This window comes from Streptomyces sp. NPDC091416 (assembly GCF_044756845.1).
In the GTDB taxonomy this organism is placed as follows: Bacteria; Actinomycetota; Actinomycetes; order Streptomycetales; family Streptomycetaceae; genus Streptomyces.
Genome location: NZ_JBIVTU010000016.1, coordinates 42,356 through 66,154, shown reverse-complemented (window position 1 = coordinate 66,154; position 23,799 = coordinate 42,356). Strand labels below are relative to the sequence as shown.

Annotated in this window: 22 protein-coding genes and 1 pseudogene; 16 read left to right on the top strand and 7 right to left on the bottom strand. The window is 67.1% G+C overall.

Going from position 1 to position 23,799, the window contains the following annotated elements:
- The first annotated feature begins 19 nt into the window (after window positions 1–19).
- The 5 genes from ACIQMX_RS35335 to ACIQMX_RS35315 all read left to right on the top strand — a co-directional run bounded on the left by ACIQMX_RS35335 (window position 20) and on the right by ACIQMX_RS35315 (window position 5,271).
- Window positions 20–652: a hypothetical protein gene (locus ACIQMX_RS35335; protein ID WP_402484263.1), complete on the top strand. Its 633-nt coding sequence runs from the start codon at window positions 20–22 to the stop codon at window positions 650–652.
- Between the two features lie 245 nt (window positions 653–897).
- Window positions 898–3,315, top strand: a complete 2,418-nt coding sequence (locus tag ACIQMX_RS35330) for an AAA family ATPase (RefSeq protein ID WP_402484261.1) — start codon at window positions 898–900, stop codon at window positions 3,313–3,315.
- Window positions 3,312–3,686, top strand: coding sequence for a hypothetical protein (locus ACIQMX_RS35325; protein WP_402484259.1), 375 nt, complete (start codon window positions 3,312–3,314; stop codon window positions 3,684–3,686). Before ACIQMX_RS35330 ends, ACIQMX_RS35325 begins: the two co-directional genes overlap by 4 nt.
- A gap of 435 nt (window positions 3,687–4,121) precedes the next feature.
- Window positions 4,122–5,129, top strand: a complete 1,008-nt coding sequence (locus ACIQMX_RS35320; protein WP_402484257.1) for an EcsC family protein — start codon at window positions 4,122–4,124, stop codon at window positions 5,127–5,129.
- Between the two features lie 13 nt (window positions 5,130–5,142).
- Window positions 5,143–5,271, top strand: coding sequence for an integrase core domain-containing protein (locus ACIQMX_RS35315; RefSeq protein ID WP_402484255.1), 129 nt, complete (start codon window positions 5,143–5,145; stop codon window positions 5,269–5,271).
- Window positions 5,272–5,366: 95 nt separating this feature from the next.
- Here the strand turns inward: ACIQMX_RS35315 and ACIQMX_RS35310 are convergent, their stop codons facing one another.
- Window positions 5,367–5,561, bottom strand: coding sequence for a hypothetical protein (locus ACIQMX_RS35310; protein WP_402484253.1), 195 nt, complete (start codon window positions 5,559–5,561; stop codon window positions 5,367–5,369).
- Between the two features lie 158 nt (window positions 5,562–5,719).
- On the opposite strand from ACIQMX_RS35310, the gene ACIQMX_RS35305 reads away from it, so the two are divergent.
- Entirely contained in the window at window positions 5,720–5,926 is a 207-nt protein-coding gene (locus ACIQMX_RS35305) for a hypothetical protein (protein WP_402484251.1), read from the top strand.
- Window positions 5,927–6,110: 184 nt separating this feature from the next.
- On the opposite strand, the gene ACIQMX_RS35300 is transcribed toward ACIQMX_RS35305, so the two are convergent.
- Entirely contained in the window at window positions 6,111–7,349 is a 1,239-nt protein-coding gene (locus ACIQMX_RS35300) for a helix-turn-helix domain-containing protein (RefSeq protein ID WP_402484249.1), read from the bottom strand.
- A 453-nt stretch (window positions 7,350–7,802) separates the two neighbouring features.
- Between ACIQMX_RS35300 and ACIQMX_RS35295 the strand changes: the two genes are divergently transcribed.
- The 9 genes from ACIQMX_RS35295 (at window position 7,803) to tyrS (ending at window position 16,911) form a co-directional block, all read left to right on the top strand.
- The gene (locus tag ACIQMX_RS35295) at window positions 7,803–8,612 is read left to right on the top strand and encodes an HAD family hydrolase (RefSeq protein ID WP_402484247.1); all 810 of its coding nucleotides are present in this window, start codon (window positions 7,803–7,805) and stop codon (window positions 8,610–8,612) included.
- Complete coding sequence (locus tag ACIQMX_RS35290; protein ID WP_402484245.1) at window positions 8,609–9,610, top strand: zinc-binding dehydrogenase; 1,002 nt, start codon at window positions 8,609–8,611, stop codon at window positions 9,608–9,610. Before ACIQMX_RS35295 ends, ACIQMX_RS35290 begins: the two co-directional genes overlap by 4 nt.
- A 17-nt stretch (window positions 9,611–9,627) precedes the next feature.
- The gene (locus ACIQMX_RS35285; protein ID WP_402484243.1) at window positions 9,628–10,779 is read left to right on the top strand and encodes a hypothetical protein; all 1,152 of its coding nucleotides are present in this window, start codon (window positions 9,628–9,630) and stop codon (window positions 10,777–10,779) included.
- Entirely contained in the window at window positions 10,773–11,669 is an 897-nt protein-coding gene (locus ACIQMX_RS35280) for a radical SAM protein (protein ID WP_402484241.1), read from the top strand. Before ACIQMX_RS35285 ends, ACIQMX_RS35280 begins: the two co-directional genes overlap by 7 nt.
- Window positions 11,666–12,682, top strand: a complete 1,017-nt coding sequence (locus ACIQMX_RS35275) for a hypothetical protein (protein WP_402484239.1) — start codon at window positions 11,666–11,668, stop codon at window positions 12,680–12,682. The genes ACIQMX_RS35280 and ACIQMX_RS35275 overlap by 4 nt, the downstream gene beginning before the upstream one ends.
- 15 nt (window positions 12,683–12,697) lie before the next feature.
- Window positions 12,698–13,408, top strand: a complete 711-nt coding sequence (locus ACIQMX_RS35270; RefSeq protein WP_402484237.1) for a class I SAM-dependent methyltransferase — start codon at window positions 12,698–12,700, stop codon at window positions 13,406–13,408.
- Window positions 13,409–13,533: 125 nt separating this feature from the next.
- Window positions 13,534–14,496, top strand: coding sequence for a hypothetical protein (locus ACIQMX_RS35265; protein WP_402484235.1), 963 nt, complete (start codon window positions 13,534–13,536; stop codon window positions 14,494–14,496).
- Window positions 14,493–15,410: a glycosyltransferase family 2 protein gene (locus tag ACIQMX_RS35260; protein WP_402484233.1), complete on the top strand. Its 918-nt coding sequence runs from the start codon at window positions 14,493–14,495 to the stop codon at window positions 15,408–15,410. The genes ACIQMX_RS35265 and ACIQMX_RS35260 overlap by 4 nt, the downstream gene beginning before the upstream one ends.
- Window positions 15,411–15,507: 97 nt before the next feature.
- On the top strand, window positions 15,508–16,911 hold the full coding sequence (gene tyrS, locus ACIQMX_RS35255) for a tyrosine--tRNA ligase (RefSeq protein ID WP_402484231.1): 1,404 nt from the start codon (window positions 15,508–15,510) through the stop codon (window positions 16,909–16,911).
- 139 nt (window positions 16,912–17,050) lie between these two features.
- Here tyrS and ACIQMX_RS35250 read toward each other — a convergent pair whose 3' ends face one another.
- Entirely contained in the window at window positions 17,051–17,755 is a 705-nt protein-coding gene (locus ACIQMX_RS35250) for a nucleotidyltransferase domain-containing protein (protein ID WP_402484229.1), read from the bottom strand.
- A gap of 571 nt (window positions 17,756–18,326) precedes the next feature.
- Here ACIQMX_RS35250 and ACIQMX_RS35245 point away from each other — a divergent pair.
- Window positions 18,327–19,150, top strand: a pseudogene (locus ACIQMX_RS35245) (DUF317 domain-containing protein).
- 259 nt (window positions 19,151–19,409) lie between these two features.
- On the opposite strand, the gene ACIQMX_RS35240 reads toward ACIQMX_RS35245, so the two are convergent.
- From ACIQMX_RS35240 to ACIQMX_RS35225, 4 genes are all read right to left on the bottom strand, one after another.
- Window positions 19,410–19,799: a hypothetical protein gene (locus ACIQMX_RS35240; protein ID WP_402484227.1), complete on the bottom strand. Its 390-nt coding sequence runs from the start codon at window positions 19,797–19,799 to the stop codon at window positions 19,410–19,412.
- Window positions 19,800–19,899: 100 nt separating this feature from the next.
- Window positions 19,900–21,594 (bottom strand): relaxase/mobilization nuclease domain-containing protein, encoded by a 1,695-nt coding sequence (locus tag ACIQMX_RS35235; RefSeq protein ID WP_402484225.1) that lies wholly within the window; start codon window positions 21,592–21,594, stop codon window positions 19,900–19,902.
- A 4-nt stretch (window positions 21,595–21,598) separates the two neighbouring features.
- A complete protein-coding gene (locus tag ACIQMX_RS35230; protein ID WP_402484223.1) occupies window positions 21,599–22,039 on the bottom strand; it encodes a plasmid mobilization relaxosome protein MobC in 441 nt (146 codons plus the stop codon).
- Window positions 22,040–22,411: 372 nt separating this feature from the next.
- Window positions 22,412–23,716, bottom strand: a complete 1,305-nt coding sequence (locus ACIQMX_RS35225) for a hypothetical protein (RefSeq protein WP_402484221.1) — start codon at window positions 23,714–23,716, stop codon at window positions 22,412–22,414.
- Between the last annotated feature and the right edge of the window lie 83 nt (window positions 23,717–23,799).

Sequence of the window (23,799 nt, the reverse complement as noted above, 5' to 3'; positions counted from 1 at the left end):
GCGATCCGGAGGTCTCCCCATGACTGACATGTCCTCGATGCCGCCCGCCCACCAGCCGTCGGGAGGCACGGGCGGAGGCACCGGCTGGGGAACGGTGCCTCCGCAGCCGACGCCGACGCCGCACACGTTTACTCAGCCGTTCGTGCCGGGCTTGCTGCCCACCGGACGCACGCCGTCGCCACGCAAGCTCTGGCTCACCCACGGAGCGACCGCGCTCGTCGCGCTGATCATCGGTACCGCGATCGGAGGCGGCGGCGAGTCCGGCGGTACGGCGAACGCCTCGGGCGCCTCCCCGGCCGCCGGGGTCACCGAGACCGCGGCACCGAAGCCGGCGGTGACCGTCACTGAGACGGTCAAGGTGACTGTCACGGCCAAGCCGAAGCAAGTGAAGAAGTCCGGTCCCCCGAGCAGCTTCACGGGCGAAGGGCAGTACCTCGTGGGCGAGGACATCCAGGCCGGCACCTACCGGAGCACGGGGGCGGACCAGGACAGCGTCTTCCCCAATTGCTACTGGGCCCGCCTCAAGAATGCTTCCGGGGAGTTCGACGCGATCATCGCCAACGACAACATCCAGGGGCAGGGCCGCGTCACGGTCAGCAAGGGCGAGTACTTCAAGACCAGCGGTTGCCAGGACTGGAAGAAGGTCGGCTGACGCCCAGGGGGTTTCCTTGCCTGCCCCCTTGACCAGAGGTGTCTGGGCCTCGCGCCCACGTGGAGCGAAGAAGCGCTCATCGGCATACGCACACCGCGTGCGCCTCACCGGCGACAGATCGGCGCCTTGCCGCCACGTCGTCTCCGAAGTTGCGGCTCATCGGCAATCGGCGCGGCAGACACCCATGTCTCCAGCGCCCGCCGATGTCCACCCCTCCGAACAGCACCGGCCCTAAGGAGGCCCTCATGACCAGTTCAGAACAGCCCACGCCGGACACGTCCGTACCCCTCGCTGATCTGGTGGAGGCACGGCTGGCCGAGGCAGACCTCGGCGAACCTGTAAAGGCGCTCTTGGCAGGGGCACTCGGCGGCACGGGGACCCAGAAGACCTCTCCGATGGGCCGGATCTACCTCGACTCCGTCTCCGTGGAAGGCTTCCGTGGCATCGGTCCCCGCGCCTGGCTCAAACTCACCCCCCGTCCGGGTGTCACTCTTGTCGTGGGCCGCAACGGTTCGGGCAAGTCCAGCATTGCCGAGGCCGTCGAGACGGCGTTCACCGGCACGAACATGCGCTGGCTGGGACAGGACGCGACACGCACCAGCAACTGGCGGAACCTACACGAGAGTTCCAAGACGGAGGTCGAGGTCAAGCTCGCCATCGAGGGCGACACCGGTCGGAGCACCCTCACCCGCACCTGGACCGGCAACGACATCGGCGACTGTGCGGGCACATTCCGGCGGCCCGGCCACGGCACGGTCCCCCTCGACCAGGTGGACTGGAAGCAGGCCCTGACGGACTACCGCCCCTTCCTGTCGTACGTCGATCTCGGCCGCATGATCAGCGGCAAGCCCGCCCAGATGTACGACTCCATCGCTACGATCCTCGGATTGGGCCACATCAGTGCCGTGGACAGCCGCCTCGGGCAGCAGGAGAAGGCACTCAGCGACGCCGTCAAGGCGGCGAAGAACGAGGTGCCGGAGCTGAAGGATGCGCTGTACGCACTGCAGGACGACGAACGTGCGGTCCAGGCGCTTGTAGCCATCGAGACGAAGGGCCGGCCCGACTTCAAGGCCCTTGAAGGGCTGGTGGCGGGACTGCCCGCCGCCGATGACGGTCTCCTCGCCGAACTTCGCGCCGCGGTCGACATGCAGGGCCCCGACCTGGAGGAGGTCGGGGACGCGGTGGACCGGCTGCGCGAGGCACTTGCCGGATTCGAGGACGTGCGCCTGACCGGCGCCGAGGACGCGCTGCAGCGCGCCGACCTCCTGGATAGGGCCCTGGCCCACAACAACCGCCACCCCGACGAGGAGTCCTGCCCCGTCTGCGGCACGGAGCAGGTCCTTGACGTGGCGTGGGCCGCCGGCGCCAGTGCTCAGATCGCCATGCTCCGCCAGGAGGCGAAGGCCGCTGAGGACGCCCGCAGTGAACTGCGCTCGGCGGCACGGGCGGCACAGAACCTCGTTCAGACACCCCAGCGGGTCCCGGCAGCCCTGGCCGATCCGTGGAGCGCATGGCTCGCCTGCCGGACGGTCAGCGACCCAAATGAGCTCGCCCAGCGCCTCCACGACACGGCCCTGACCCTGGCCGACGCCTGCGCCGCGGTGAAGGACAACGCCGCCAGGGAGCTGGAGAAGCGGGACGAGCGGTGGCGTCAGCTCGTCACGCGCCTGGCGAGCTGGACGGAGAAGGCCCGCGCCGCGGCGGAGGGCGAACCCCGGCTGGGTCACGTCAGGAAGGCCCGCGCCTGGGTCAAGGCGCTCACCGCCGAACTGCGGGAGAAGCGCATGGAGGGCTTCACTGGTCACTCTCAGCGGATCTGGGAGAAGCTTCGCCAGGAGAGCGATATCGACCTCCAGTCGGTGAGCCTTCAGGGCAGCGAGAAGGCCACCGTCCGCAAGCTCGTCATGGACGTCACTGTCGACGGCGAGGAGGCTTCGGCACTGAGCGTGATGAGCCAGGGAGAGCAGCACTCTCTCGCTCTGTCCCTGTTCCTGCCCCGGGCCGCGACCGCCGACAGCCCGTTCGGTTTCATCGTCATCGACGACCCAGTGCAGTCCATGGACCCCGCCAAGGTCAACGGGCTTGCCCAGGTTCTGCACGAGCTCGGCGAGCACCGGCAGGTAGTCGTGTTCACCCACGACACCAGGCTCCAGCGCGCCTTCACGACCCAGGAACTACCGGTCACGGTGTTCGAGGTCGAGCGGGGCAAGTCGTCCAAGGTGAACGTCAAGGCAGTGAATGACCCGGTCCGCCAGGCGATCGAGGACGCCAGAGCCTTTGCCAGCACCAAGAACCTGCCGGAGGCGGCACGCACCCACGTACTTCCCAGCCTGTGCCGGATTGCGCTGGAAAATGCCTTCGTTGAGGTGGCCTGGATCCAACACCACCGCTCCGGAGCTTCCGAACACGAGCTGCAGTCCGCCGTGGCCGATGCGGACAAGCTCATGGAGATGGCCGCGCTGGCCTTCTTCGGCGACATCGGCCGCACCGGCGACGTCTACCGGGAGCTCCGCACCCGCTGCGGGCCGCGTTCGGTGGACCTCCTCAAGCAGTGCCAGAGCGGTGCCCACGCCACGGGGGCGCGGATCGCCGACCCTCACCGCTTCGTGGACGAGATCGAGGACCTCGCGCGGAAGGTGCGTAAGGCGGAGGTGGCCAAGTGACGAGCGTCCCGGGAACCTCCATCGAAGAGCTGCTGCTGACGGCCGACCGGATGCTCTCCGACCCCAGCGTCGCGGCAACGGTGGCCGGCCGCCACCGCGGAGCCTCCCTCGCACTGCGGACGGCCCTGGAGATCGCCGTCGACCGTACGCTCGACGCCGCGGTACCGGGACTCGCCGACACCACTACGCGGGCCAAGATGCTTTGCCTTCACTGCTACACCCCTCCGACGACCGCCCGCCGAGTCAACGCCGTCTGGTCGCACCTCTGCCTTGGGTGCCACTTCCACCAGTACGAGATCGGTCCCACCCGGGCCCAGGTCCGCACATGGCGGGCAGAAGTCGGCGCACTGGTAACGGAATTGACTCATTGACCAGGCATCAACCACCGGCCACAGGCGTTTAATTAGTATTTCCGCCGAGGGCTGGGCATATGCCCGGCGTGCGGTGTCTCTCGGGGCGCCGCAGGGGGAGGGGACGTACGTGAGCACCACCACACGCGACGAGATCCTCGCCGGGGAGCAGAGGGCGGCGGACCGTACCTATGACTGCCATGAGCAGCGGCCAGGACGAACTGACGTGCGGCTCAATCGCCTCTGCCTCCGCTCCGCCCGACGTCCCAGGTGAGGTGCTCCTACGGCGGCGACCACGTTGCGCCCGCTGCGCGCCGACTCCATGCGTTCCTCGGCAACCCGCAGGTGGCCGGTGCAGCCGACTTCGCACGTCGGCCCCCGCCCTACGGATTCACCCACGTGTCGGCCGGCAGAGCATCGTGGGCCCCGCGATCACAGTCGAACTGGAGAACCATAATGAGCACTTACGCCGACCCGCTCGTCGACGGTGCGACCCCAATGAGCGCATACGAGTCGCAGGTTTGGGACACGCTCAACGAGCACTGGCAGCGCCGCAACAACCGCCGTGGTCTGCCTAATTGGGCGAGCGCTGCGCTCAGTCGCACCGGTGAGGTCGCGGGTAGCGCCGTGCGACGTGTCACGGACGCTGTGCCGGAGGCGGTCACGGAGCCGATCCGTCGCGCGGGCGACGCGGTCGCCGACAAGGCCATGCGGCCAGCCCTCGGAGCTGCGGCAGCATTGCTCGAGCTGGTCAACGACTGGGCCATGGAGCTCAACGACCCGAAGAACGTTGAGAAGCTCGCCTGCAAGCAGGGGTTGGAAATCAACAGCTTCACCGAACTGCGGCAGCAGGACCTCAAAGTCTGCGACCGGCTGCTGACCCGCAACACCCTCAGGTGGCGGACCGTCGGCGCGTTCGAAGGCGGCGCCATGGGCCTGCTGGCCATGGTCCCCGTCGCCGGTATCCCCGTCGCGATGACAGCAGACATCCTTGTCATCCAGGTCCTGAGCACGTCGATCGCAGCGCGCATCGCGTACTCCTTCGGCTACGACGCCAAAGACCCCCATGAGCAGATCTTCATCCAACGCCTGGTGCAACGATCCTTCATGGCACAGGCGGCCAAAGTCCAGCCGTTGCGTGAGACCGCACTGGCGGCGGACGCGATCAAGGGACGCATACGGTGGTCGGAGAAGCTCCGCCATGACCACCGCCTCCTGGCCGCCCTTGAGAAGCTGATGCAGCAGCTAGGCCCGGCCGGCTCCAGGGTGCCGGTTCAAAACGTCGCCAAGGTTGTGCCGTTCGTGGGCGTCCTCATCGGTGCCGGCATGAATTCGGCGGTACTCGGCAGGGTGGCCGCCGACGCTCAGCGGTACTGCCAGACGCGCTTCCTGTGCGACAAGTACGGGCTGCCGCTGCCGGCCGCACTAGCGATCGACCGGGACGACGAAACGAGAGCGCCTTAACGGAGAACGCTGGATGCAGACTTCTGAGGCCCGTATGGCGGTGTTCTCCTGGCTCGCCTGGTACAAGAACCGGCGCCGGCATTCTGCCCTCGGCCATCTCAGCCCAGTCGAGTTCGAACAAGCAATCACATCACGTAGCTGAATCTGGCTGCCTAGGTCATAGATGCATATTTAAAAGTTCGGTGGTACCTCTGGCGTGGTCATCTGAGCGGGCTGAGGTTGCAACCGACCAGCCTGCTAGAACCCAATCTGGCCGATCATGTCCGCAACGCCGGTGACGAACCGGCTGATGTTCGGCGCCACGGACGTGCTGGCCAGGAAGAACCCGAAGAGCACGCTCACGACCGCAGGGCCGCCCTTCAGGGAGCCGCCTCGGACCAGGACCGTCAGGACGATCCCGAGAAGCAGAACGAGGGAGATTCTCAGAGACATCCGGAATCCGTGGCTTGTTCGGGTCCGCGCAGCTCTTGGCGCGCTTGGGCGAGTGCCTTACGCAGCGGACCGGGTTGTGTCAGCGACCTCGGCCCGCGTGGGAAGACATGCCAGTGCAACCCAGGGGGCTCCGTGGCTCTGGACGGCGGAACGACGACGTGGCACTTCTGACCCAGCGGTACCGTTCCCGGCTCCTCCCAGCCGTCGGCCGTGCCGGGCGGCACCAGGAAGTACAGGCGGGGCTCCGGGCCTCCAGGATCAAGGACGACCGGGCCGACTGGTACACCGCCGTCGTGGAGGAGCTCGATCGCGCGTCGGCCGATGACCTCAACGGCGCGTACTGCGTCCCACCACTGGCCCGCTGAGCACAGCTCGGGCCCCTCGCCTATGGGCATCCAACGAGGCGGCAGGGCAGGAACACGTGGGCTGGCATCGGACATGAGAACGGCCTCCTCGTAACCATCGGTGAGGAGACCATTCCATTCAGTCGGCGCCCGCGAGCGGACAGATTGTCCGTGGGTTCCCTTCGCGAACACCCTTGACGCCGTCTCAGCTTGTGATAACTCCCGCCCAACTGCCGAAAGCCGAAAGCTCGTTGGAGGGGTGGGTGCCCGCACGCAGGAGCGCGGCCGTCGTCTCGCGGGCGGACGGGTGGAACCTTGTGTGATTCGGAGCGACCTTCCGCGCGCGGCGAAGGTCCGCGAATGCACCCGCCCTGTCCGCCATCGCCAGTTTCGCGGATGCGACATCGATGAAGTGGTGGCTCGACCTCTCACCCACGGTTGCCGCCGGGGGCATCCACTCCTGGCCCGGCGCGTCGGACCACTCCGTGAGGCGCGCCAGGGCCTGCTCCGTGTCTCCCGTGTCGATCATGGCGTGCACTTCGTGGATACGAATGTTGGTTGGCCCGAAGGACATCTCGTAGGCGAGGGAGTCACGGTTGCCGGCCATCGCGGCCACGGCCTCAGCCTCGCGCAGATAGTCGTCTGCCCGGTCCGGGTTGTTCTCCCTGGATTCCAGGACAGCGAGCTTTAGCAGTAGCGCGCCGTCGACCGCGAGGGCGTCGTTGGTGAAAGAGCGCTCGGGCTGGAGTCGTTCCAGTTCCTGGCGCAGGCCGTGGAGCTTGCGGCGCGCCGAAGCGTAGGCGCCCTGGCGGAGCATTGCGCCGGCGACCAGGTAGCCCGCAGTGAAGTTCATCAGCGGATCACCCGACCGCTCTGCGGCCCATCGCACGCGTTCCAAAGCGGTGTTGGACAGGTCGTGGTGCCCCATCTTGTGGGCCAGTGAGTTAACAGCTCGGTAGGCGCGCGCGAGATGCCAGAACGCCTGTGCCTGGTCACCATTGCGGCCACCGAGGGCGAGATGCGTCAGTTCCGTGATGATCGACGGAAGGAGCGGTCCCATGGGTGCGTAGCGAGCATCCCGGCGTAGCGCTGCGATCTGGTCGACCTCGGAGGCAAGTACGGGCAGTGCTCGCGGGGCGATCTCAAGTTCGTCCGGGAGGTCGTAGCACAGCATGATCCTGCGGAGTTCGGGCACGACGGCGTGCACTCCGTCCTCGGCCTCCGGCTCACCGTAGTACGGCTGGCCGGTCAGAACCTCCGGGCCGAAATGGAGCGCTTTGGCGAGCGCCAGAGCCAGCGATGGAGAAGCCTTGCGGGCGCCGGACTCGAGCTTCTGGACGTAGCTGGGCGATATCGCGACCTTTTGCGCCAGTTGGGCGGCAGACAGCTTCCGTGTCCGGCGGGCTATACGGAGGCGGTCTCCCAGCGTCAGGTTTTCACTCATCGGTGGATCGATCCCTTCGCGACGGAGCACTCAGTTCAGCGTACGGACAATGTCCAGCCTCGCGGATGCGCTCGCCAACTGTTAACGGCCTCGCCGCCAGCAGGTGAGGGGTCGGACATCAAGCTGCCCGAGTCGCCAAAAGTGTTGAGACCACTATAAAAGCCGCTTTTACACCTGCTCGACAGGGCTGCATACGAGGTCTGCTCATTACCTATACGCACGCGACTGGTCAAGGCTTATGCGTGAAAAAGCCAGGACAGTCTGTCCGCTCCCTGGTCCCCCTCGCTGCGATTGTTCGTACACAACGCACGCCGCTCTGAGCCCAGTTGCACAAATAGCCACCCCCTACTCCCTGCTTGCGCGATGACCAGGAAGTCGTTCGGGGGTGGCTGCCCACTCGGCCAGAAAGTTCGGATCCGCACAGGATCGCCGTCCTACTGATGGAGCTCTGACATGCGCTGTCCGCCGACGAGCACTGACCTGGCGACGAGTGAGCTCTCGCCCGGCACCGGAGCAGCATGCGACGCCGTGCCCGCCGCTTACCCACCCTGGGCCCCGACAGTGGTGGAATCGCGTCCGACGGCCGTGATTCTTGATCTCTTCGGCACGCTCGTCTCGGCCCCTGACTCGTCAGAACGGAGCGCTGCGTCCGCCCAGTTGGCCTGGGCCATGCGCTTGCCAATGGCGATCGCGGAGGCCGCTCTGTGCGGTAGCTGGCAACCGCGACACGACGGGCAGCTGCGTTCCAGTACCGCCGTCGCAACGCACCTCATTGAGCGCTGTGGTGCCTCCGCAGCCTGCACGAACGAAGTTGAAGCGGTCCTGGCTCGGCTGGCACGCCAACGGTTGCAGGCCGACAGGACTCTCCTGCAGGCCCTCAAAGAGCTCCGTCAGGGAGGGAGCAGGCTCGCCGTCCTCAGCGACGCCTCTCCTGACATTGCCGAGGCGTGGGACCGTAGCGAGCTCGCATCGCACTTCGACGCGGTCGTATTCAGCTGCCGAGCCGGCGCCGTGAAGCCCGATCGTCGCCTTTTCCAACGGGTGCTCGGGAAACTTGCTGCCGAATCCGGTCAGGTCCTGTACTGCGGAGACGGCGGCGGTGACGAGCTGGCCGGCGCGGAACGAGCCGGGATGCGAGCGTTACGCGTGGCGCGCCGGGGCGGACCGGACGGTCTGGCGTTCGGCGAGGCTCACTGGTCCGGCAGGACGATTCCCGCCGTGGAGCTCCTCCCCTCATTGCTCGGCGGGTGGGGGGCGCGATGAGCGACACGTACGCGTGGGCTGTCGAGAAGGGCTCCCTCCGGAAGGTACCCACCCCTGACGTCAGGTCTCCCGCCCGCGGCACGACGATCATTGAGACCCGTTACGCCGGGCTGTGCGGGAGCGACGTCGCGAAGCTCAACCACCCGTGGCCGGGACCGTTACCCGAACCCTGGTACCCCGGGCACGAGATCGTCGGGATCGATACGGAGACCGGGAACTGGGCCGCGGTCGACCCGCTGGTGCCCTGTCTCTCGTGCCAATACTGCGATCGGGGCCATGCCCACCTCTGCCCGGGGCTTCGGCGTATCGGATGGGATCTTCCGGGTGGCCTCGCGGACACCGTGAGAGTGCCGCGCGACAGTGTTGTCCCGCTTCCCCATCTACACGACCCCGCGCACGGAGTCCTCGCTGACCCGATGGCGGTGGCTCTCCACGGAGTCCGATGCGGGCTTCGTACGCCCGTGGGGCGGCTTGGCGTCATCGGGGGCGGCGTCGTTGGCGTGTGCACGGCCATCTGTGCGGCCGAGGCGGGGTGGGACGTCCACATGATGGTGAGGGAGCCCTCGCGGGCGTATCACCTGCGGCACACTCTCGACCCGCGCATAACCCTCCATACCGCCGGCCTCCCGCAGTGCGACGCCGTCGTGGACGCTGCGTCCGGCCACAGCGACTCCCCAATACGGCAGGCACTGAACGCCGTCCGTGACGGCGGGACGATCCTCGTACAGAACGCGTACGCCCCACGCGTCGTTCTCTCCGTCCCCCTTCGGGACGTCTTCCGTCACTCGATCACCCTTCGCGGCTCTTTCTCGTACTGCCGCGCGGACGGCCGCGACGACTTCAGGGACGCCATCGAGGTCATCGCCAAGGGCGGCGACTGGGCTGCCTTGCTGACCCGGGACCGGTACCCCCTCGGTGAACTGCCCCAGGGGCTTGCGGCCCTGCGAGATGGATCGCGCCATCGCCCCTTCAAGGTCCTGCTCACATCCGGATTCTGATGAAAGGAGCCCACGCCGTGGCGGTCACAGCGCCCTTGCTGGCCCACAAGATCAACTCACCGGCCGATATCGCACCCCAGGACGTCCACGAGGGGATCACCCGCATCCTCGCGTTACCGGAAGGCCCGACGCGCGACGTGATGCTGGGGAGCGTCCTGACGGGGCTGCTCCTGCGGGGGCCGCGCCTGGAGGAGGTGGAGGCCGCGATCCGGGCCGCGACAGACCTGGACCGGAAGGGATGGGACTTTCACCGTCCGCCGTCCGGCGTGCGGTTCGTCGGCTACACCGGCAGCGGAAAGAAGACCTTCAAGACGATCAACCTCAGTACCGCCGCCGCACTGGTGGCGGCTGCCGGCGGAGCACACATCGCGAAACTCGGATCTCGCAGTGCGTCGTCGAAGACCGGGTCGCGCGACTTCATCGACCTGATCGGTGCGACGAGTGACACGGTGTCGCACCGGGAGATGGTCGACATCACGGCGGAGATCGGCTTCGGGTTCTTCTCCATCGAGAACCGTGTACCCGAGTTCGACCGCCGCTACGGAGGCAGGTTCCAGGCGGTACACGCCTTGAGCCTGGCGTTTCCCGCGCTCCTCAGCCCGGTCACGTGTCCCTCCTACGTGTACGGCCTCTCGCACCCTGCGGTGGGTGCCTCCGCCCGGTTGCTCTCCAAGCTTGGATTGCCCGACGTGACGGTCATGAACTCCAGTCTCGGTAGGGCGGCCCAGGTCGACGAACTGCTCCCTGGGAGCCAGGTGCGGGCCTGTCGGATCAACTCCGGCCAGGAGGACCTGATGTTCAACGATGACGTGCGCAGAGGCGCTGCCTCGATGCCGCAGGACCTGACGTCTGTCGCCCAGTACGAGGACCCACGGGAGAACGTCGCCGCTGCCATACGCGTCCTGGCCGGGCAGGACAGAAGCCAGGCGCGCAACGCGGTCGCCCTCAATGCGGCACTGCTCCTGGTGATGTCCGAGGCGGCCCCCACCATCCAGTCCGGCATCGACAGGGCCCTCGACCTCATCGACGCCGGCGCGGGACTGGACACGCTTCGGCAGTTCGTACGTCTCACGGGCGGCGCTCCGCACAGACTGCGTGCACTCATGCACTTGGCCGCTCCGGCCGCCGTCCTGGTCAGCCCTGGGAAGAGGGAGAAGGCTCCATGCTGACGCACGGCGAGCTCGCGATCATCCACCTGGTTCTCAACACCGACTGCAACGCCTGGGACCTTGAACCGACGAGTGCCTCACCGGGCGTGTGCAGATTCTGCTACCGCGAGCGCAACCGGGTCAGGACCGACGAGGACACCGTCCGCCGCGTTATCGAGCGAGTCCGTTCCGAGTCCGAGGCCCATCGGTGCGTGTTCACCGGCGGTGACCCCGTGATGCCCTACGACAACCACTTGGAGGTCGCCCTCCAGCACGCCCGGGAGGTCGGCTTCGAGACGAACCTCCACACCAATGGGCTTCTCCTGGGCGACCGCTACGCCGGTGTCCGTGACCACGTGACCGTCTACTCCCTGGCGGTCGACGGTCCGGACCCGGAGACGGCCGACTGGTTCCGCGGGAAGGGCTACTTCGAGCGGTTCCAGTCCAATGTGGAGTTCCTCACCGCCGACCAGCGCCAGCTCGCGTTCAACACCTTCACCACGGCCGGCTCGATCCAGGAACTGCCCCGCCTGGCGCAGCTCATAGCCGGGGTGGCCCACCGGACCGAGGTCGAGTACTGGCTCATCTCCCAGTACCGCCCCATCGGCCGCGCCAGCACACGCAAGGCGGAGGTCTATGGCTACGAGCGAGACGACTTCGTACGGGCTGTGGAGGGCGTGCGTGACGTCGTCGAAGGCGTGGCGATCTACGCCCAGCCGACGCGAGCTCCGCTGGACCCCTACCCATTCCGAGTCTGGGTCCTCGCGGACGGAACGGTCACAGCGGACCTCGGCAGCGTGTCCGCGCCGCGCAACGCGGCGCTCGGAAACCTTCTGGTCGACGGCTTCGAGCCCCTGGTCCGTCGGGCCTTCGACCTCCGGGAGCAGTCACAGTTGGAAGGAATCGCATGAAGTTCGACGCCGCGTACTACGAGAACGTTATCGACCAGCACCACTACGAACGGCTGGGCCTCGGAGCCATCGACTTCCCTCTTGCAGGGATGAGCCCTGACGACCTGCAGACGAAATGGGTGTGCCACACCGGAGCGCGCCAGTTCGCTGAGGCGGTCGCGGCCGACCAGCCCGCCATCGTCACCACCGGGATCGGACTTGGGGGACCGCCCCACGCCGGCACCCTCTTCCAGCTGTTGCGCGCGGTCAAACTGCAGCAGTGCGGCCTCGACGTACAGATCGTGCTGGGGGATCTCGACTCCTTCAACGCGCGACGCAAGCCAATGGACTCGGTGCGGCGACTCGCGGACCAGTACGAGGAGTTCGTCCTGCGCCTCGGGTTCGACGCCGGGCGCGGTGTTCTCCGCAGGCAGGAGGGCGAGACCGACGTCCTGGCGACTGCCTTTCTGCTGTCGCGCTATCTGGAGGACGACGACTTCCACTGGGCGGAGGAGGACCTCGCAGGGCTTTACCGCAACCACGGTGTCTTCGGCCAGCTCAACTACGGCATGAAGCAGGCCACGCTGCTCATGGCCGCGGACTTCGTGCAGCTCCTCCGCGACGGGCGCCACGTCCTGGTCTCCCTCGGCGTCGACGAGCACAAGTACGTGGCCCTCGCCCGGCGTGGCGCGGAGCGCTGGGGTCTTCCCGCAGAACGGCTGTCCGGCATATACACCAAGATGATCCCCGGCCTCGGCGGCCTCCCGAAGATGAGCAAAAGCATCCCCGGATCCGGAATCGACGCCTCTATGTATGTCGAGGACATCCGGGCACTGCTTGAGGCGGACACCGACGGCGCGCCCACCGACGACGGCTCGGCGCTGCTCCAGATGTACGCCTGCCTGCCGGAGGTCGACGGACGGGCGTACGACAGGGCCTCAATCGCGCGCCGCTCCGGAGGTACTGAGTGGCATGCCGTACGCGAGCAGCTCGTCGAGCGGATGCTCCACCTGTTCTCCCACTGGCCCAAGTAAGCAAGGAGCCTTCCCATGCACGCTGACACCGCGATCTCCCGCCAGCCCCTCGGGGGCGCTGATTCCTTCTTCATCCGGAGTGGCTACCGCAGTCGGAACCAGGTGGAGTACTTCCGGGACGAGGCGGACGACGCTATTACCTGGCAGCCCGACGTCTACCCCTACGCCGCCGCCCGGGCGAAGGAACTCGGCCGCGACGTTCTGATCGACATCGGCTGCGGGAGGGCGGGCAAGCTGGCGTCGTTAGCCAGTGAGTACCCGGCATGGACCTTCATCGGAGTGGACTTCGGAGACAACCTCCTCTGGTGCCGAGACAACCACTCCTTCGGGCAGTGGGTCGAGGCGGATCTCGAGTCGACCGAGGGGCTGCCCATCGCCCCCTCACTCGTACGCCGATCCCTAGTGATCTGCTCCGACGTGGTCGAGCATCTGGTGAATCCGATGCCCGTTCTGTCTTTGATCTGCGGCCTGCTGCACGAAGGCAGCGCCGAAGCCGTACTGTCCACGCCGGCTCGCGAGTGCCGTAGCGGTTATGACACTCCCGGCCCGCCCCGTAACCCCAGCCATGTGCGTGAGTGGGCGAGCGACGAGTTCCAGGCGCTGCTTCGCGCGTCGGGGTTCGCGATCCGTCACACCGGCCTCACCAGAAGCGACGACTTCTCCAACGGGCTGTCCACCCAGCTGCTCCTCGTCGGCGCGGAAGGAGCAGAGGGGGGACGACCGTGATGGCACCTCCCCGACGCAAGGGCATGCGAGTGGTGCACCTGCCGGCCCGGACCCCATATGCGTGGAAGCTGCGGAGTCGGGACTTCCACATCCTGAACGAGACGGAGATCCGGGGAGGTGAGACGGTGCCGGCAGCAGTCGGTGCCCAGTGGCTCCTCGAACACCGCCCTCTTAACTGGCTCGATGTCCTGCATCTGCACCACATCGATTTCGAAGACGTCACCACTCTGGAACGCCTGCTCGACGCGTGCCTGGAGGAGGGCGTCAACGTCGTCTGCACGGCCCACGACACGCGTCCCATGGTCGGTAGCGCCGGCGACTTCGTGGACCGGCTGCGGACGCTTCACTCGGCCGAGGTCGGTTGGGTGTGCCTGACAGAGGGCTCCGTCACGAAACTGACGGAGCTGATTGGTGAGTGTCCGGAGGCGGCTGTTATCCCGCACGGGTACGTCGCAGCGCCTGAGTCGCTGGTTGACCTGGAACGGGAGCCGTCCAGCTCGGCAGGCCGGTATCTCATGTTCGGAGCCTCACGAGCCAGCCGCGACCAGCTGTCCACCATGGCGAACTGGAGCCTCGGGACAACTGACCCGCGCGGCACGCTCCAGCTCTTGCTCCGCGCCTTCAGCCCCGCCGACTTCGCCGAGGGCGGCCGTGCCCCGCTACTCCTGGAGACTGCCCGGCGCGATCCTCGAATCCGGCTGACCATGCGTCCCTACCCCACAGACGAGGAGGTGGCCCAAGCCGGGCTGGCGTCGGACGCCCTCCTTCTTCCGTACCTCTGGGGGAGCCATTCCGGGCAGCTGGAGCTGGCATTCGACCTGAACCTGCTTCCGGTCTGTTCCCGCACCGGGCACCTGCCCGAGCAGTACGAGCGGCACAAGGGCATGGTTGAGGAACCTGAATGGTTCGACTGGTCGCACGGACACCCGAACCTGTTCGGCGAGAAATTTCTGACTGCCCTGGAAAACGCGACTGCTCGTCTCAGCTGCGGCCCACGACTTCTCGACCGTGACTTCCTGGAGTACCGAGCTCACGAGCACAAGACGATCCTGGACGACTACGCCCTTGTGTACGGGAGCGGCTTGTGAACTCCCTGCCACGTATTTCGTGCGTGATCTTGTGCCACAACTACGGCAGGTATCTCGACCAGGCAATAACCAGCTGCCTGGAACAGGAGCCCGGGCGATACATCCTTCACGAAGTCATCGTCATCGACGACGGCTCTACCGATGAGACCGAAGAAGTGTGTCGCCGCCGAAAAGGCGACATCAAAGTAATCCGGAGAAGTCGACAAGGCTTCGGGCGAACCCTGACCGACGCCGCTCTCCTCAGTAGCGGCGACTGGGTGGCTCCGCTCGACGCCGACGACTGGTTCCACCCGGCGAAGCTGCGCACGTGCGCGGAGGCGATGGCATCGGCGAGGGAAGCGCTGTTCATCGAGCACTGGGAGAACGTCGTCGACTCCCTCGGCCACCCGAAGCTGAAAGAACCGCATCCGGGCGGCAACACAAGCACTCTCCTTGTGCACCGAGAAGCGGCCCTCAGCCTCTTGCCGGTGAGCAACGAGATCTTCTTCCATGCCTTGCGCGAGGCCGGCCGAGGTCTCGTCCTCCAGGACCCAGTGACCTTCTACAGGGTCCACCCGCGCAGCATGACTGACCGGAGCACGCCAGGGGTCTCACAGGACTATCGGGCTGAGGTGTGCATCGCGCTTGCGGACCGGCTCCGTGCGATGCGTGGAAATCCTCCCCCATGGGCTCATGGCCGTCGGCTCGAAAGAATCTCGCGGCATTTTCGAGCACTCGCTTCAAGGCACGGAGTGGAATCCTCGTTGCAGCGAGGGGAACGACTTTCCGCCCTGTTTCTGATTCCAGGGATGCTCAAGGACACCATCTGGGCGCGGGACCCATTAGCTCTGTGGGTCCGGTCGCTTTCCAGTGTCATCGTGGGACGGCCGCAGGTTCAGCTCACGACGGGCCAAGGGGAGTCGGGGCATTCTTGATCATTTCAGCCGCGCGCCCAGAGCAGCGGTGATAAAATCGCCGCTCCCCATCCCTACTGGCCAGGCCAGTTGTCCGACGCAGGAGCGTATACGCGCCATGAGCCGTTTGAGTGAGTCCGTCACCAGTGTCATGCACATCCTCGATGGAGCGGACCTGGGCGCGGACTATACGGTCTCGCAGCTGCTCGACGAGACAACAGCCCGGCGCTCCCTGGACCTCTCCGACCTTTCCCCCCAGGAGCAGGCCGCGCTGGTCGAGGGGCGCGCAATCAACCTCATCCCGTCGGCGGCGGTACTCGCCGAGAAGATCGAGGCCGCGCGGTCGGAGGGACGTCAGTTCGTCATCAAGTACGGCATCGACCCGACCTCGCCCGATGTTCACCTCGGCCACGCGGTGCCGATCATCATCGCCAGCCGGTTGCAGCGCATGGGCCACCACGTCGTCTTCATCATCGGCGACGTGACGGCGAAGATCGGTGACCCGTCGGGGCGCTCCTCGGAACGGCCGGCTCTCACCGACGAGGACATCGCCCGCAACCTGAGCACGTACCAGCAGCAGGTCACGCCGTTCATCGACTTCGAGCGTGCCGATCTGCGCTTCAACGGTGAGTGGCTCAACAAGGTCAGCCTGCCGCAGCTCGTCGAGATCCTCGCCCGAGTACCCGTCTCCATGTCGCTCCAGCGTGAGGACTTCCGCACCCGACTGGCAGAGGGACAGGGGCTGTCGATCGCCGAGTTCGTCTACTCCGTCGTGATGGCGATGGACTCGGTGGCCATCACGGCTGACGTCGAACTGGGCGGAGTCGACCAGCTGCTGAACCTCCAGATGTGCCGCAAGGTCATGGAGATCTCGGAGCAGACGCCGGAGGTCGTCATCACCACCCCGCTCATCGAGGGGACCGACGGCACAGGCTCCAAGATGAGCAAGAGCAAGGGCAACTACGTGGGTCTGACGGCAACGCCCGATGATGTGTACGGTCGGCTGATGTCCATCCCCGACCACCTGACCGAGCCGTACCTCCAGCTCCTCACCGAATGGACGGACGACGAGATCCGCGTGGTGACCAAGCGCCTGGAGGAGGGAACCGCGCATCCGATGGCAGTCAAGCGGATCCTCGCCGGCGAGGTTGTGGCGGCTCTCCACGGCCCGCATGTCGCTGCCGCCGCCCGCGCGGAGTTCACGGCCCGCTTCTCCAAGCGGTCCTTCGGGGACACCCAGAACCTCCCCGTCGTATCCATGAAGGAGCACTCCGAGGACACCCTTGGGGCCCTGATCAGCCGCACGCTGGACTTCGCCCCCAGCATCTCCGCCGTGCGCCGTGTCGCTCAGCAGAAGGGCCTGCGCCTTATCCGTGAGGCAGACGGAGAGCAGCAGACCACTCAGCTCACGGAGGCGTCCGTCCAGCAGGAGCTCGGCGCAGTGGTGAGCGAGGTTGGGGCACTCGACGGCGCCGAGCTGTACCTCAAGGTAGGTCGCAAGGTGGCTCGCATCGACGCCTGAGATTGAAACCCGGCGCCGGCCCACGTTGGTGGGTCGGCGCCGTCCTTTTTTGGGGTCTGTTCGACACGGTGAGGCTGAGCTGTGCGTGCGCGATGCGCGGCCACTCCAACGCGGGCCTGCCGTCCTACGGCGACCTCGTTCACGGAGTTCTACCGCGTTTGTACCCGACCCACAACCGGCCGCCGGCCTGCTCCAGCACTTCGTCCAGGGCTACCACGAGGGACTCAATCCGCCCCTCCAGTACTTCACGCAGGCCATCGTGCAGCCGCATGCTGAGCCCCGGCGCAGTGGTCTCAAGACGGCGTGCCAACCATTTCCCGCCTCCGTTCCAGGATCCGCCGACAGCCAGCGCCAACTCGGCGGTTCGTCTCGCCAGTTCGGTGGCAATGAACAGCCGTTCGCTCTGGTCGGTGCTCCCTGCGAGGTCGTCGAGGAGGTCGGTGATCGCGTAGCGGCAGTCGTCGATCTCTTCAGCCGACACCGTGGGCGGTCCCGCGGCAGTCAGCTTGCTGGCCTCCGCTGCGAGGTGCGTCCCGACACCATCGGCGTCGAAGAGCAGCAGTCCGTCGGCACACATCCAGAGCAGCGGGGACCGGCGATTGCGTACTTCCCGCTCGACGAACGCGTGCCACGTCGTTTCGGTGTGCACGAACATCTCCACCGGCCACTCACCGTGCCGGAGGCTTGCCCGATACGGCGCCGGGGATCCGTGGAGGAGCACCACGATGTCGAGGTCCGACATCGCCGTGCGGCGGCCCGTCAAGACACTGCCTCCCAGAAACGCAGCCCGAGCGTCAGGGTGGTGTTCCTCTACAACGGCCCGCGCAGCCTCGATCGCATCCATGCAGTAACTATTCAGCACTCTGCTTGTCGTGCGCACGGGGTTTCTTCGGGGATCCGGCAAGGCTGGCCCCCGGGGGTCGGCTGCCGCTGCATTTGGCATGCCCTAGGTCGGAGGGCATGTGCCTGCGGCCGAGAAGGCGGCGAGTGGTCTCAGGTCGTGGCCATGCCTCGGTCGGCGATGACATTTGACGCGGCTCACGTTGCTGCCCCACCGAGGGGCGTGGCTGGTGTTGACGGCTTCTATGCGGCGCTTTGGGCGACGTAGGAGCGTCGCGCGCGTCCCAGTTCGCCGGGGGCAGACAAGAAGGAGTCGCGAAAGACTGGCCAACGGGTGCAGAGGGATGCCAACGTAGATGACCTTCCAGAAGCCCAGGTCAGAGAGATGGTCGGCGTGCCCACGGCTCCCACTAGCCGCGGTTGCTCCGCTCGTCTGTCTGGCTGAGAGCGAGATGCCGCCAGCTGGCTCGGGCGCCTGCCGCTCGAGGTAGCCGTAGCTCTGAACCGCAGGCTCCCGTCCGCTGCCGCGCCGCCCTCGCCGCGTTGCTGGCGGAACGTACACCCGCACCCAGCCCTTGGAGGCGCTCCTGTATCCCGACCCTCTGCTTGACCCGTCGACCCCGAAACGGGGTGCCCTGCCTGCGTACTGGGTCGGCCCCGGCACCTGGCCGGCGATGACGGACGTCTTTACGATGCTGTCGCTGACACGCTCGCCGGCCTCGGCTGGACGAGCCTCGTGATCGTCCGCGGAAGGCAGGAGCCGAACGAGGCACCGGAGGACCGACAGGTTGTGCGCAGCACGGTCCTCCATATCAGCCCCGACACCCTCCGATGGGCCCAATGGGTGCTGCCGGATGAGCCATTTCACCTGGGTGAACTGCCGATCGCGTGGCAGATTTCCGCCCGGGGGTGCCCAGATAGCCCGCTTGCGAGCTGGTCGGCCTACTTCACCACCGGCATCCCTGGTGAGGTCCTCTCCGACTTTCTCCTCGCGCTCGACGCCGACGAACAGCCCACTACGGCGCTCATGGATCCCGAGCTCGTTATGGACGTTGTCGCGGAGCACGGCTGGCTCCGTGACGCGGACCAGCCCGACTCGGTGGCGATGCACCCCACCTTCACTTCCCGTCTCAGCTTCGGTGAGGTCCCACCGCTCATTCAGGACGCCGATCCCCGCGCCCTTAGCGTCAAGGCGGAAGAACCAGGTGCAACAGGTTGGCAGGCATGGGCTGAACTCGGTGTGCACGCCGGATATTTGTGGGCCGCATCGTTCAGTGCCAGCGTGCCCCACAGCCTTGCTGCCGCGTTCGCCTCCTCGCTCAGCTCCACCGCACCGGTACTCCGCCGGGTGCTGCCGGAGAGCACGCGGGACCGGCTCTTGGGTGCCCCGGCTAGTTGAGCAGTACTCCGCGCTATGAAGCAGGGCCTCCCGGTCGGTAGGTCCTGCTCCGCGCTGGTCGATGTCCACCTCGGGAAGGCAGTGGCGACGGCTCGTGTGACTACTTGAGTTCGTGTGTGCATGCCGCAGGCCCGGCCGGTGTTTCCGGCCGGGCCTGCGGGCATGTGCGGGGCCAGGGTTCACGTAGATTGACGGGTGGCCCTGCGGGGGCTGTGCGACGGACGGAGCCCTGAAGCGCCGCCCGTTGGCGTGTAGCCGGTCAGTTCTGTTCGTGTCCGGCGCGGTCTTCGAAGGCATCGTCGGCCTTGAAGATCTCGACCAGGCGCTCGAACTTCGCGTAGTCCTCGTCAGTCATCAGGTCGTAGACGCTGCCCGAGAAGCCATCGGGGACTTGGTATGCGTACTTCATGTACAGGCCGATGAGGGCCTTTTGTACCGTCTGGGGTTCACTCATCCAGTCGCCCATCGACCGCATGTACGCGACTGCGATGTCCATCTCCGCCGGGGTGCAGGTGGTGATCAGATTGCATTCGGCAGTGGTGAACGGGCGCCCATCGTGATGGAAAAGCCGATCGGGCTCGTCGCCGCGGGAGACGTCTAGGTCGGTGATGAGAACGATTACGCGGGGTCGGATGTCGGTCTGGGCCATACAGGGGGTCCTTCCGGAGAGGGGGTTGAGGCATCAACTCTCCGGACGATCGCCGGTTTGGCTAACCGGCGATCGTCGGCTATGTTGCCCCGCTTGTCGGTCAGCGCCGCCGATCCGGTGACCGCTGCGGGGGAGGGGTTGCGGCCGGCGAACGGGCTGGGACACCGGAGCGTTGTGTGGCGCTGCGGGCCCTGGCCGCCTGGGCGCGGGGGCTGGGTGTGTGGCGCTGGCTGAGGCGGCGTATGCGCCAGGTCAGTGCTCGGGCGGGGTTGTGGGCGTCCTCCAGGGTGCGCTGGCTCAGTGCCTGGCTGAGGATGGTGGCCGCGTTGTGTCCTGTTGTTTCTGCTTCGGCCAGGACGGTGGCGAGCGCGTCCCAGGCGGGGTCGTTGAGGATGCGCTCGGCGTACTCCGGTACTGCCTGCTGGAGGTGGTGGGCGAGGCGGTGTTTCGTCTGCTGTGCGGGGGCGCGTCGCGCGAGGCCGGCCAGGACTGGCTCGGCGACCTGTTCGTAGGCGGCCCGCAGGTGCAGGAGGGTCCGCTCGGCGGCCTCTGCTTGCTGGGCGTGTTGGCGAGTGCGGTGCCAGTGGGCGGCGAAGGCCACCGCGGTGAATGCGGCGTCCAGGAGCATGGCGAACCCGGCACCGTCTTTGTCCTGGGGGCGGTCGCGCCAGATCGCTTGGATGCTGCGGCGAAGGACCCGGGTGCTGTCGAGGTCGGCGGTGATGCGGGAGCGGGTGGCGCGCTCGAAGAGGACGGCGGCCTGTTGCAGTTCGGCCCTGGCTGCGGTCGGTGCGGTAATGGGCAACAGGTCGAGTGCCGCACCGAGAGCCACCAGCTGGCCTTGGGCGGCGTGGTCGTCGTCGGCGGAGAGGTGGTGGGGAATGCGGTCGGTGGCGGAGGTGGCTTGGTGCCACGGGTTGCGCGGCCGGACGGTGACCGGTTCAGGGCTGGTGGTGGTGAGACGTTCGCGGATCCGGGGCAGGGAGAGGTCGGGGGACAGGGTGGATCCTGCGAACCAGACGGGTTCGCCGTTCTCGTTGGTGTTGCCGGGCAGCGCGAAGTTGCAGCCGAGTGCGTCGCCGGACGGCGCACGATTGAGGCGCACGGTCACGCCAGTCGCCTCCAGCAGCGTGAAGAACTCTGCCTCGTCACCTGCGGCGGCGACCGCCCTGCGCACACGTATGCGGAGGACTTCGCGGGCCGTGGTGTCCTGGCCCAGGCGCTTGGCCTTGAAGAGTTCCTTGCTGGTCGGCCGCTTGGCGGCGGTGCCATCGCCCGCTTTCAACCGCCGAAGCCCGTAGTCGACTTCGATCTGCCGGGCTTCCTTCTGCACAGCCCGTTTGTCATGGTCGCGCTGGGGACGGCGGCCGTCCTGGCGCACCAGGGTGGCGGCGATGTGGATGTGATCGTCCGCGTGGCGCACGGCCACCCACCGGCATGCGTTCTCGTCGTCGCCGGGGGCGATGCCGGCGGCGGCCACGATCCTGCGGGCGATGTCCGCCCATTGAGCGTCGGTGAGGTTCGGGTCTTCGGGGGCGGCGCGGATGGGGCAGTGCCAAAAGGTGGTTTGCGGTGCGCGTTCGCCCAGCATCCGCACGGGCTGGTCGAGCTGGGTGGCGAGCTGCCTCTCCACCTCTTTGGGGTCGCGATGCGGGCTGCGGCCAGGGTCGGGGGCGAAGTCGTTCCAGGACGCCACCAGGTGTGGATCGACGTGCTCGTTGGCCTGCCCCTTGCCGAAGAGGTAGCGGATTAGACCGCGGGTGCCGCCCTGACCGAGGATGATCTTGGGTATCACCGTCTCACCGCCCCTCCATCACCCGGGCGACGGCACCATCCAGCGCTTGAACGGATGCCTCGACGCGGTGGAGGATCCGCAGGACGGTGTCGGCTGCGGGCATGTCACCGTCCTTGTTCAGGTGTCCGGTGAGCTGGTTGAGGTTGTTGCCGACCTGGCCGAGCTGCCCGTTGGCGGCGAGCAGCGCCTTTACGGTGGCGCGGTAGTCGGCCACGGCCGCAGTGGGGTCGTCGGCGCGTGCGGCGGCCAGCGAGCTCTCGGCGACGTAGCCGCCGGGTGCCATCTGACTGACGGCGGCAGCGCGCTGGACGAGGTCGAACTCGTGGTCGTTGTAGCGAGGGTGGACGCGGCGCTTGCGCAGCTGTCGATCACGCAGTCGACGGCGCGGCGCGGGCTTGTGCGGGACGAGCGGCGACGGGGCGCTGGTCCCTACCTCGGTCGGCACCCCCGGGCCGCCCGATTCCGGTGCCGCCTCGGCGCCGGAAGCCTCCGCCTCCCCTGGGGCGGACGCCGGGTAAGGACTCCTTACCCGACAACTTGCTGCGCTTTGGGCTGGCGTGGCTCGGTTCACGTTCTGATGCTCTGGGCTGTTGGTGCACGAATCCTGCATGGAGAGCAGCTCCTGGTTGAGGGGGGACGGCGGCGGACCAGGTCGACGTACGGGCAGCAGCCCCGACTCCCGCTGGTTCGAGCGCAGAGCTGTAGGGGAGGGCCGTGCGTGCCTGGTCAAGCGGCGCGAAGGGGGCGGGGCCGTGGACCAGACGGGGTTGCTGGTCCACGGCCCCCGTGCGGCGTTCAGGGCTGACCGGATATCCGGTCAGCCCGTGGGGACGGCGGTCTCGGAACCCTGCTCTGAGGCCAGGAGGGCCTTGAGTTCGGTGAGCCGGTCCTCGGAGATGGGGAGTTCGGCCATGCGGATGGCGTTCCGTAGTACGGCGCGGGTGGCTGTTCCGTGCATGGCGATGGCCGCGCGGCCGATCGCGAGGAGTTCGTCCATTTCGGCACCGGGAGGACGTCCGTAGCGTTGCGTCGTGGGGACGTCGTCCTCGGGGGACGGCTCGGTGGTCTCGAGGTTGGGGACCGAATCGTGCAGGGGAAGTTGGTTCTGCACGGATCGAGGAGGCAGGGACTCAAGGCGAAGGTTGGAGTCGGCGTGTTCCGTGGCTTCCTCGCTCGTCAAGGCGAAACCTGCACCTGACCGGCTGCGCGGGGGAGTCGTCTCGACATGGCGCAGGGTGTCTTCGCTCGGGGTAAAGGCGGTCCAAGGCGATGGCAGTTCGATCGTGGCGAGCGCTGTCGCGTGACGGCGGACGGCAAGCTGGTGCAGCAGCACGTCGCGCTGGCACTGGTCGCTTCCCACAGAGGCTTGGGCGACGGCGCGGGAAAGCCGTCGCGCGGTTCGCCGGCCTCGCCAGCCGGCGCGCTGCTTCGGGGTTCGCTCCGCAAGGTGCGCGGCCAGGGCGACGGCCCTGCGGGTGGCACGGTCGCGGCTGATCTGCGCGGCGTCACGATCGTGTTCGGCGACCCCAAGGCGCGAGAGGCCGCGTTCGCGTGCTTCGCGACCTATCCGGGCGAGGAGGCTGTGGGAGGCCGCCTCGGGCGTGCGGATGCGCAGTTCGATGCCCATGGCCTGGTGCCAGAGCAGTGCGGCCATGACCGGTCCCACGAAGGCCCGCACCGTGCCGCCGACCACACCCGACTCGGCGTACGCGGGGATCACCTGTACAGCGGTGATCACCCAGGTCAGGACGCCGGGCAGGCCGGGTGCTTGCTTGGGGCCGTGCAGGTTCTGCCGCGCCAGCAGGGCCGAGGCGAAGAGGGCGAGTTCCGCGGCGGCGAACATCGCGGTGCGCTCGGTGGTGCCGCTCATGTCGAGGTAGTCGGCGGCGAACCTCCAGCTGGTGTCGGCGCTGTAGGCGGTACATCCGACCGCGGCCAGTGCGGCGACCCTGACCGCGGGCGTTCCGGACTGTCGCTTGGCGTGGTTTAGGGGAGCGTGTCGGTAGATCAGCCACCTGACCAGCAGCACTGTGCCGATGGCCAGGAGAGCGGCCAGGAGAGCGGCGAGCGCGATAGGTATCGCGTTCCAGTACCCGAGTGCGGGCATGGCAAGTTCCGTCATGCAGGGGTCTCCAAAGGGCCCGCCGCGCCGTGTGGGCAGGCGTGGGCGCGGGCGGGCGGTGTGGTGAAGGTGAGCTGGTGAGG

Bases quoted from the DNA above. Each gene is read 5' to 3' on its own strand.
- ACIQMX_RS35270 (WP_402484237.1), top strand. From the start codon at position 12,698: ATGCACGCTGACACCGCGATCTCCCGCCAGCCCCTCGGGGGCGCTGAT.
- ACIQMX_RS35310 (WP_402484253.1), bottom strand. From the start codon at position 5,561: ATGTCTCTGAGAATCTCCCTCGTTCTGCTTCTCGGGATCGTCCTGACG.
- ACIQMX_RS35275 (WP_402484239.1), top strand. From the start codon at position 11,666: ATGAAGTTCGACGCCGCGTACTACGAGAACGTTATCGACCAGCACCAC.
- ACIQMX_RS35335 (WP_402484263.1), top strand. From the start codon at position 20: ATGACTGACATGTCCTCGATGCCGCCCGCCCACCAGCCGTCGGGAGGC.
- ACIQMX_RS35315 (WP_402484255.1), top strand. From the start codon at position 5,143: ATGCAGACTTCTGAGGCCCGTATGGCGGTGTTCTCCTGGCTCGCCTGG.
- ACIQMX_RS35240 (WP_402484227.1), bottom strand. From the start codon at position 19,799: ATGGCCCAGACCGACATCCGACCCCGCGTAATCGTTCTCATCACCGAC.
- ACIQMX_RS35290 (WP_402484245.1), top strand. From the start codon at position 8,609: ATGAGCGACACGTACGCGTGGGCTGTCGAGAAGGGCTCCCTCCGGAAG.
- tyrS (WP_402484231.1), top strand. From the start codon at position 15,508: ATGAGCCGTTTGAGTGAGTCCGTCACCAGTGTCATGCACATCCTCGAT.
- ACIQMX_RS35300 (WP_402484249.1), bottom strand. From the start codon at position 7,349: ATGAGTGAAAACCTGACGCTGGGAGACCGCCTCCGTATAGCCCGCCGG.
- ACIQMX_RS35225 (WP_402484221.1), bottom strand. From the start codon at position 23,716: ATGACGGAACTTGCCATGCCCGCACTCGGGTACTGGAACGCGATACCT.
- ACIQMX_RS35295 (WP_402484247.1), top strand. From the start codon at position 7,803: ATGCGCTGTCCGCCGACGAGCACTGACCTGGCGACGAGTGAGCTCTCG.
- ACIQMX_RS35320 (WP_402484257.1), top strand. From the start codon at position 4,122: ATGAGCACTTACGCCGACCCGCTCGTCGACGGTGCGACCCCAATGAGC.
- ACIQMX_RS35280 (WP_402484241.1), top strand. From the start codon at position 10,773: ATGCTGACGCACGGCGAGCTCGCGATCATCCACCTGGTTCTCAACACC.
- ACIQMX_RS35250 (WP_402484229.1), bottom strand. From the start codon at position 17,755: ATGGATGCGATCGAGGCTGCGCGGGCCGTTGTAGAGGAACACCACCCT.
- ACIQMX_RS35330 (WP_402484261.1), top strand. From the start codon at position 898: ATGACCAGTTCAGAACAGCCCACGCCGGACACGTCCGTACCCCTCGCT.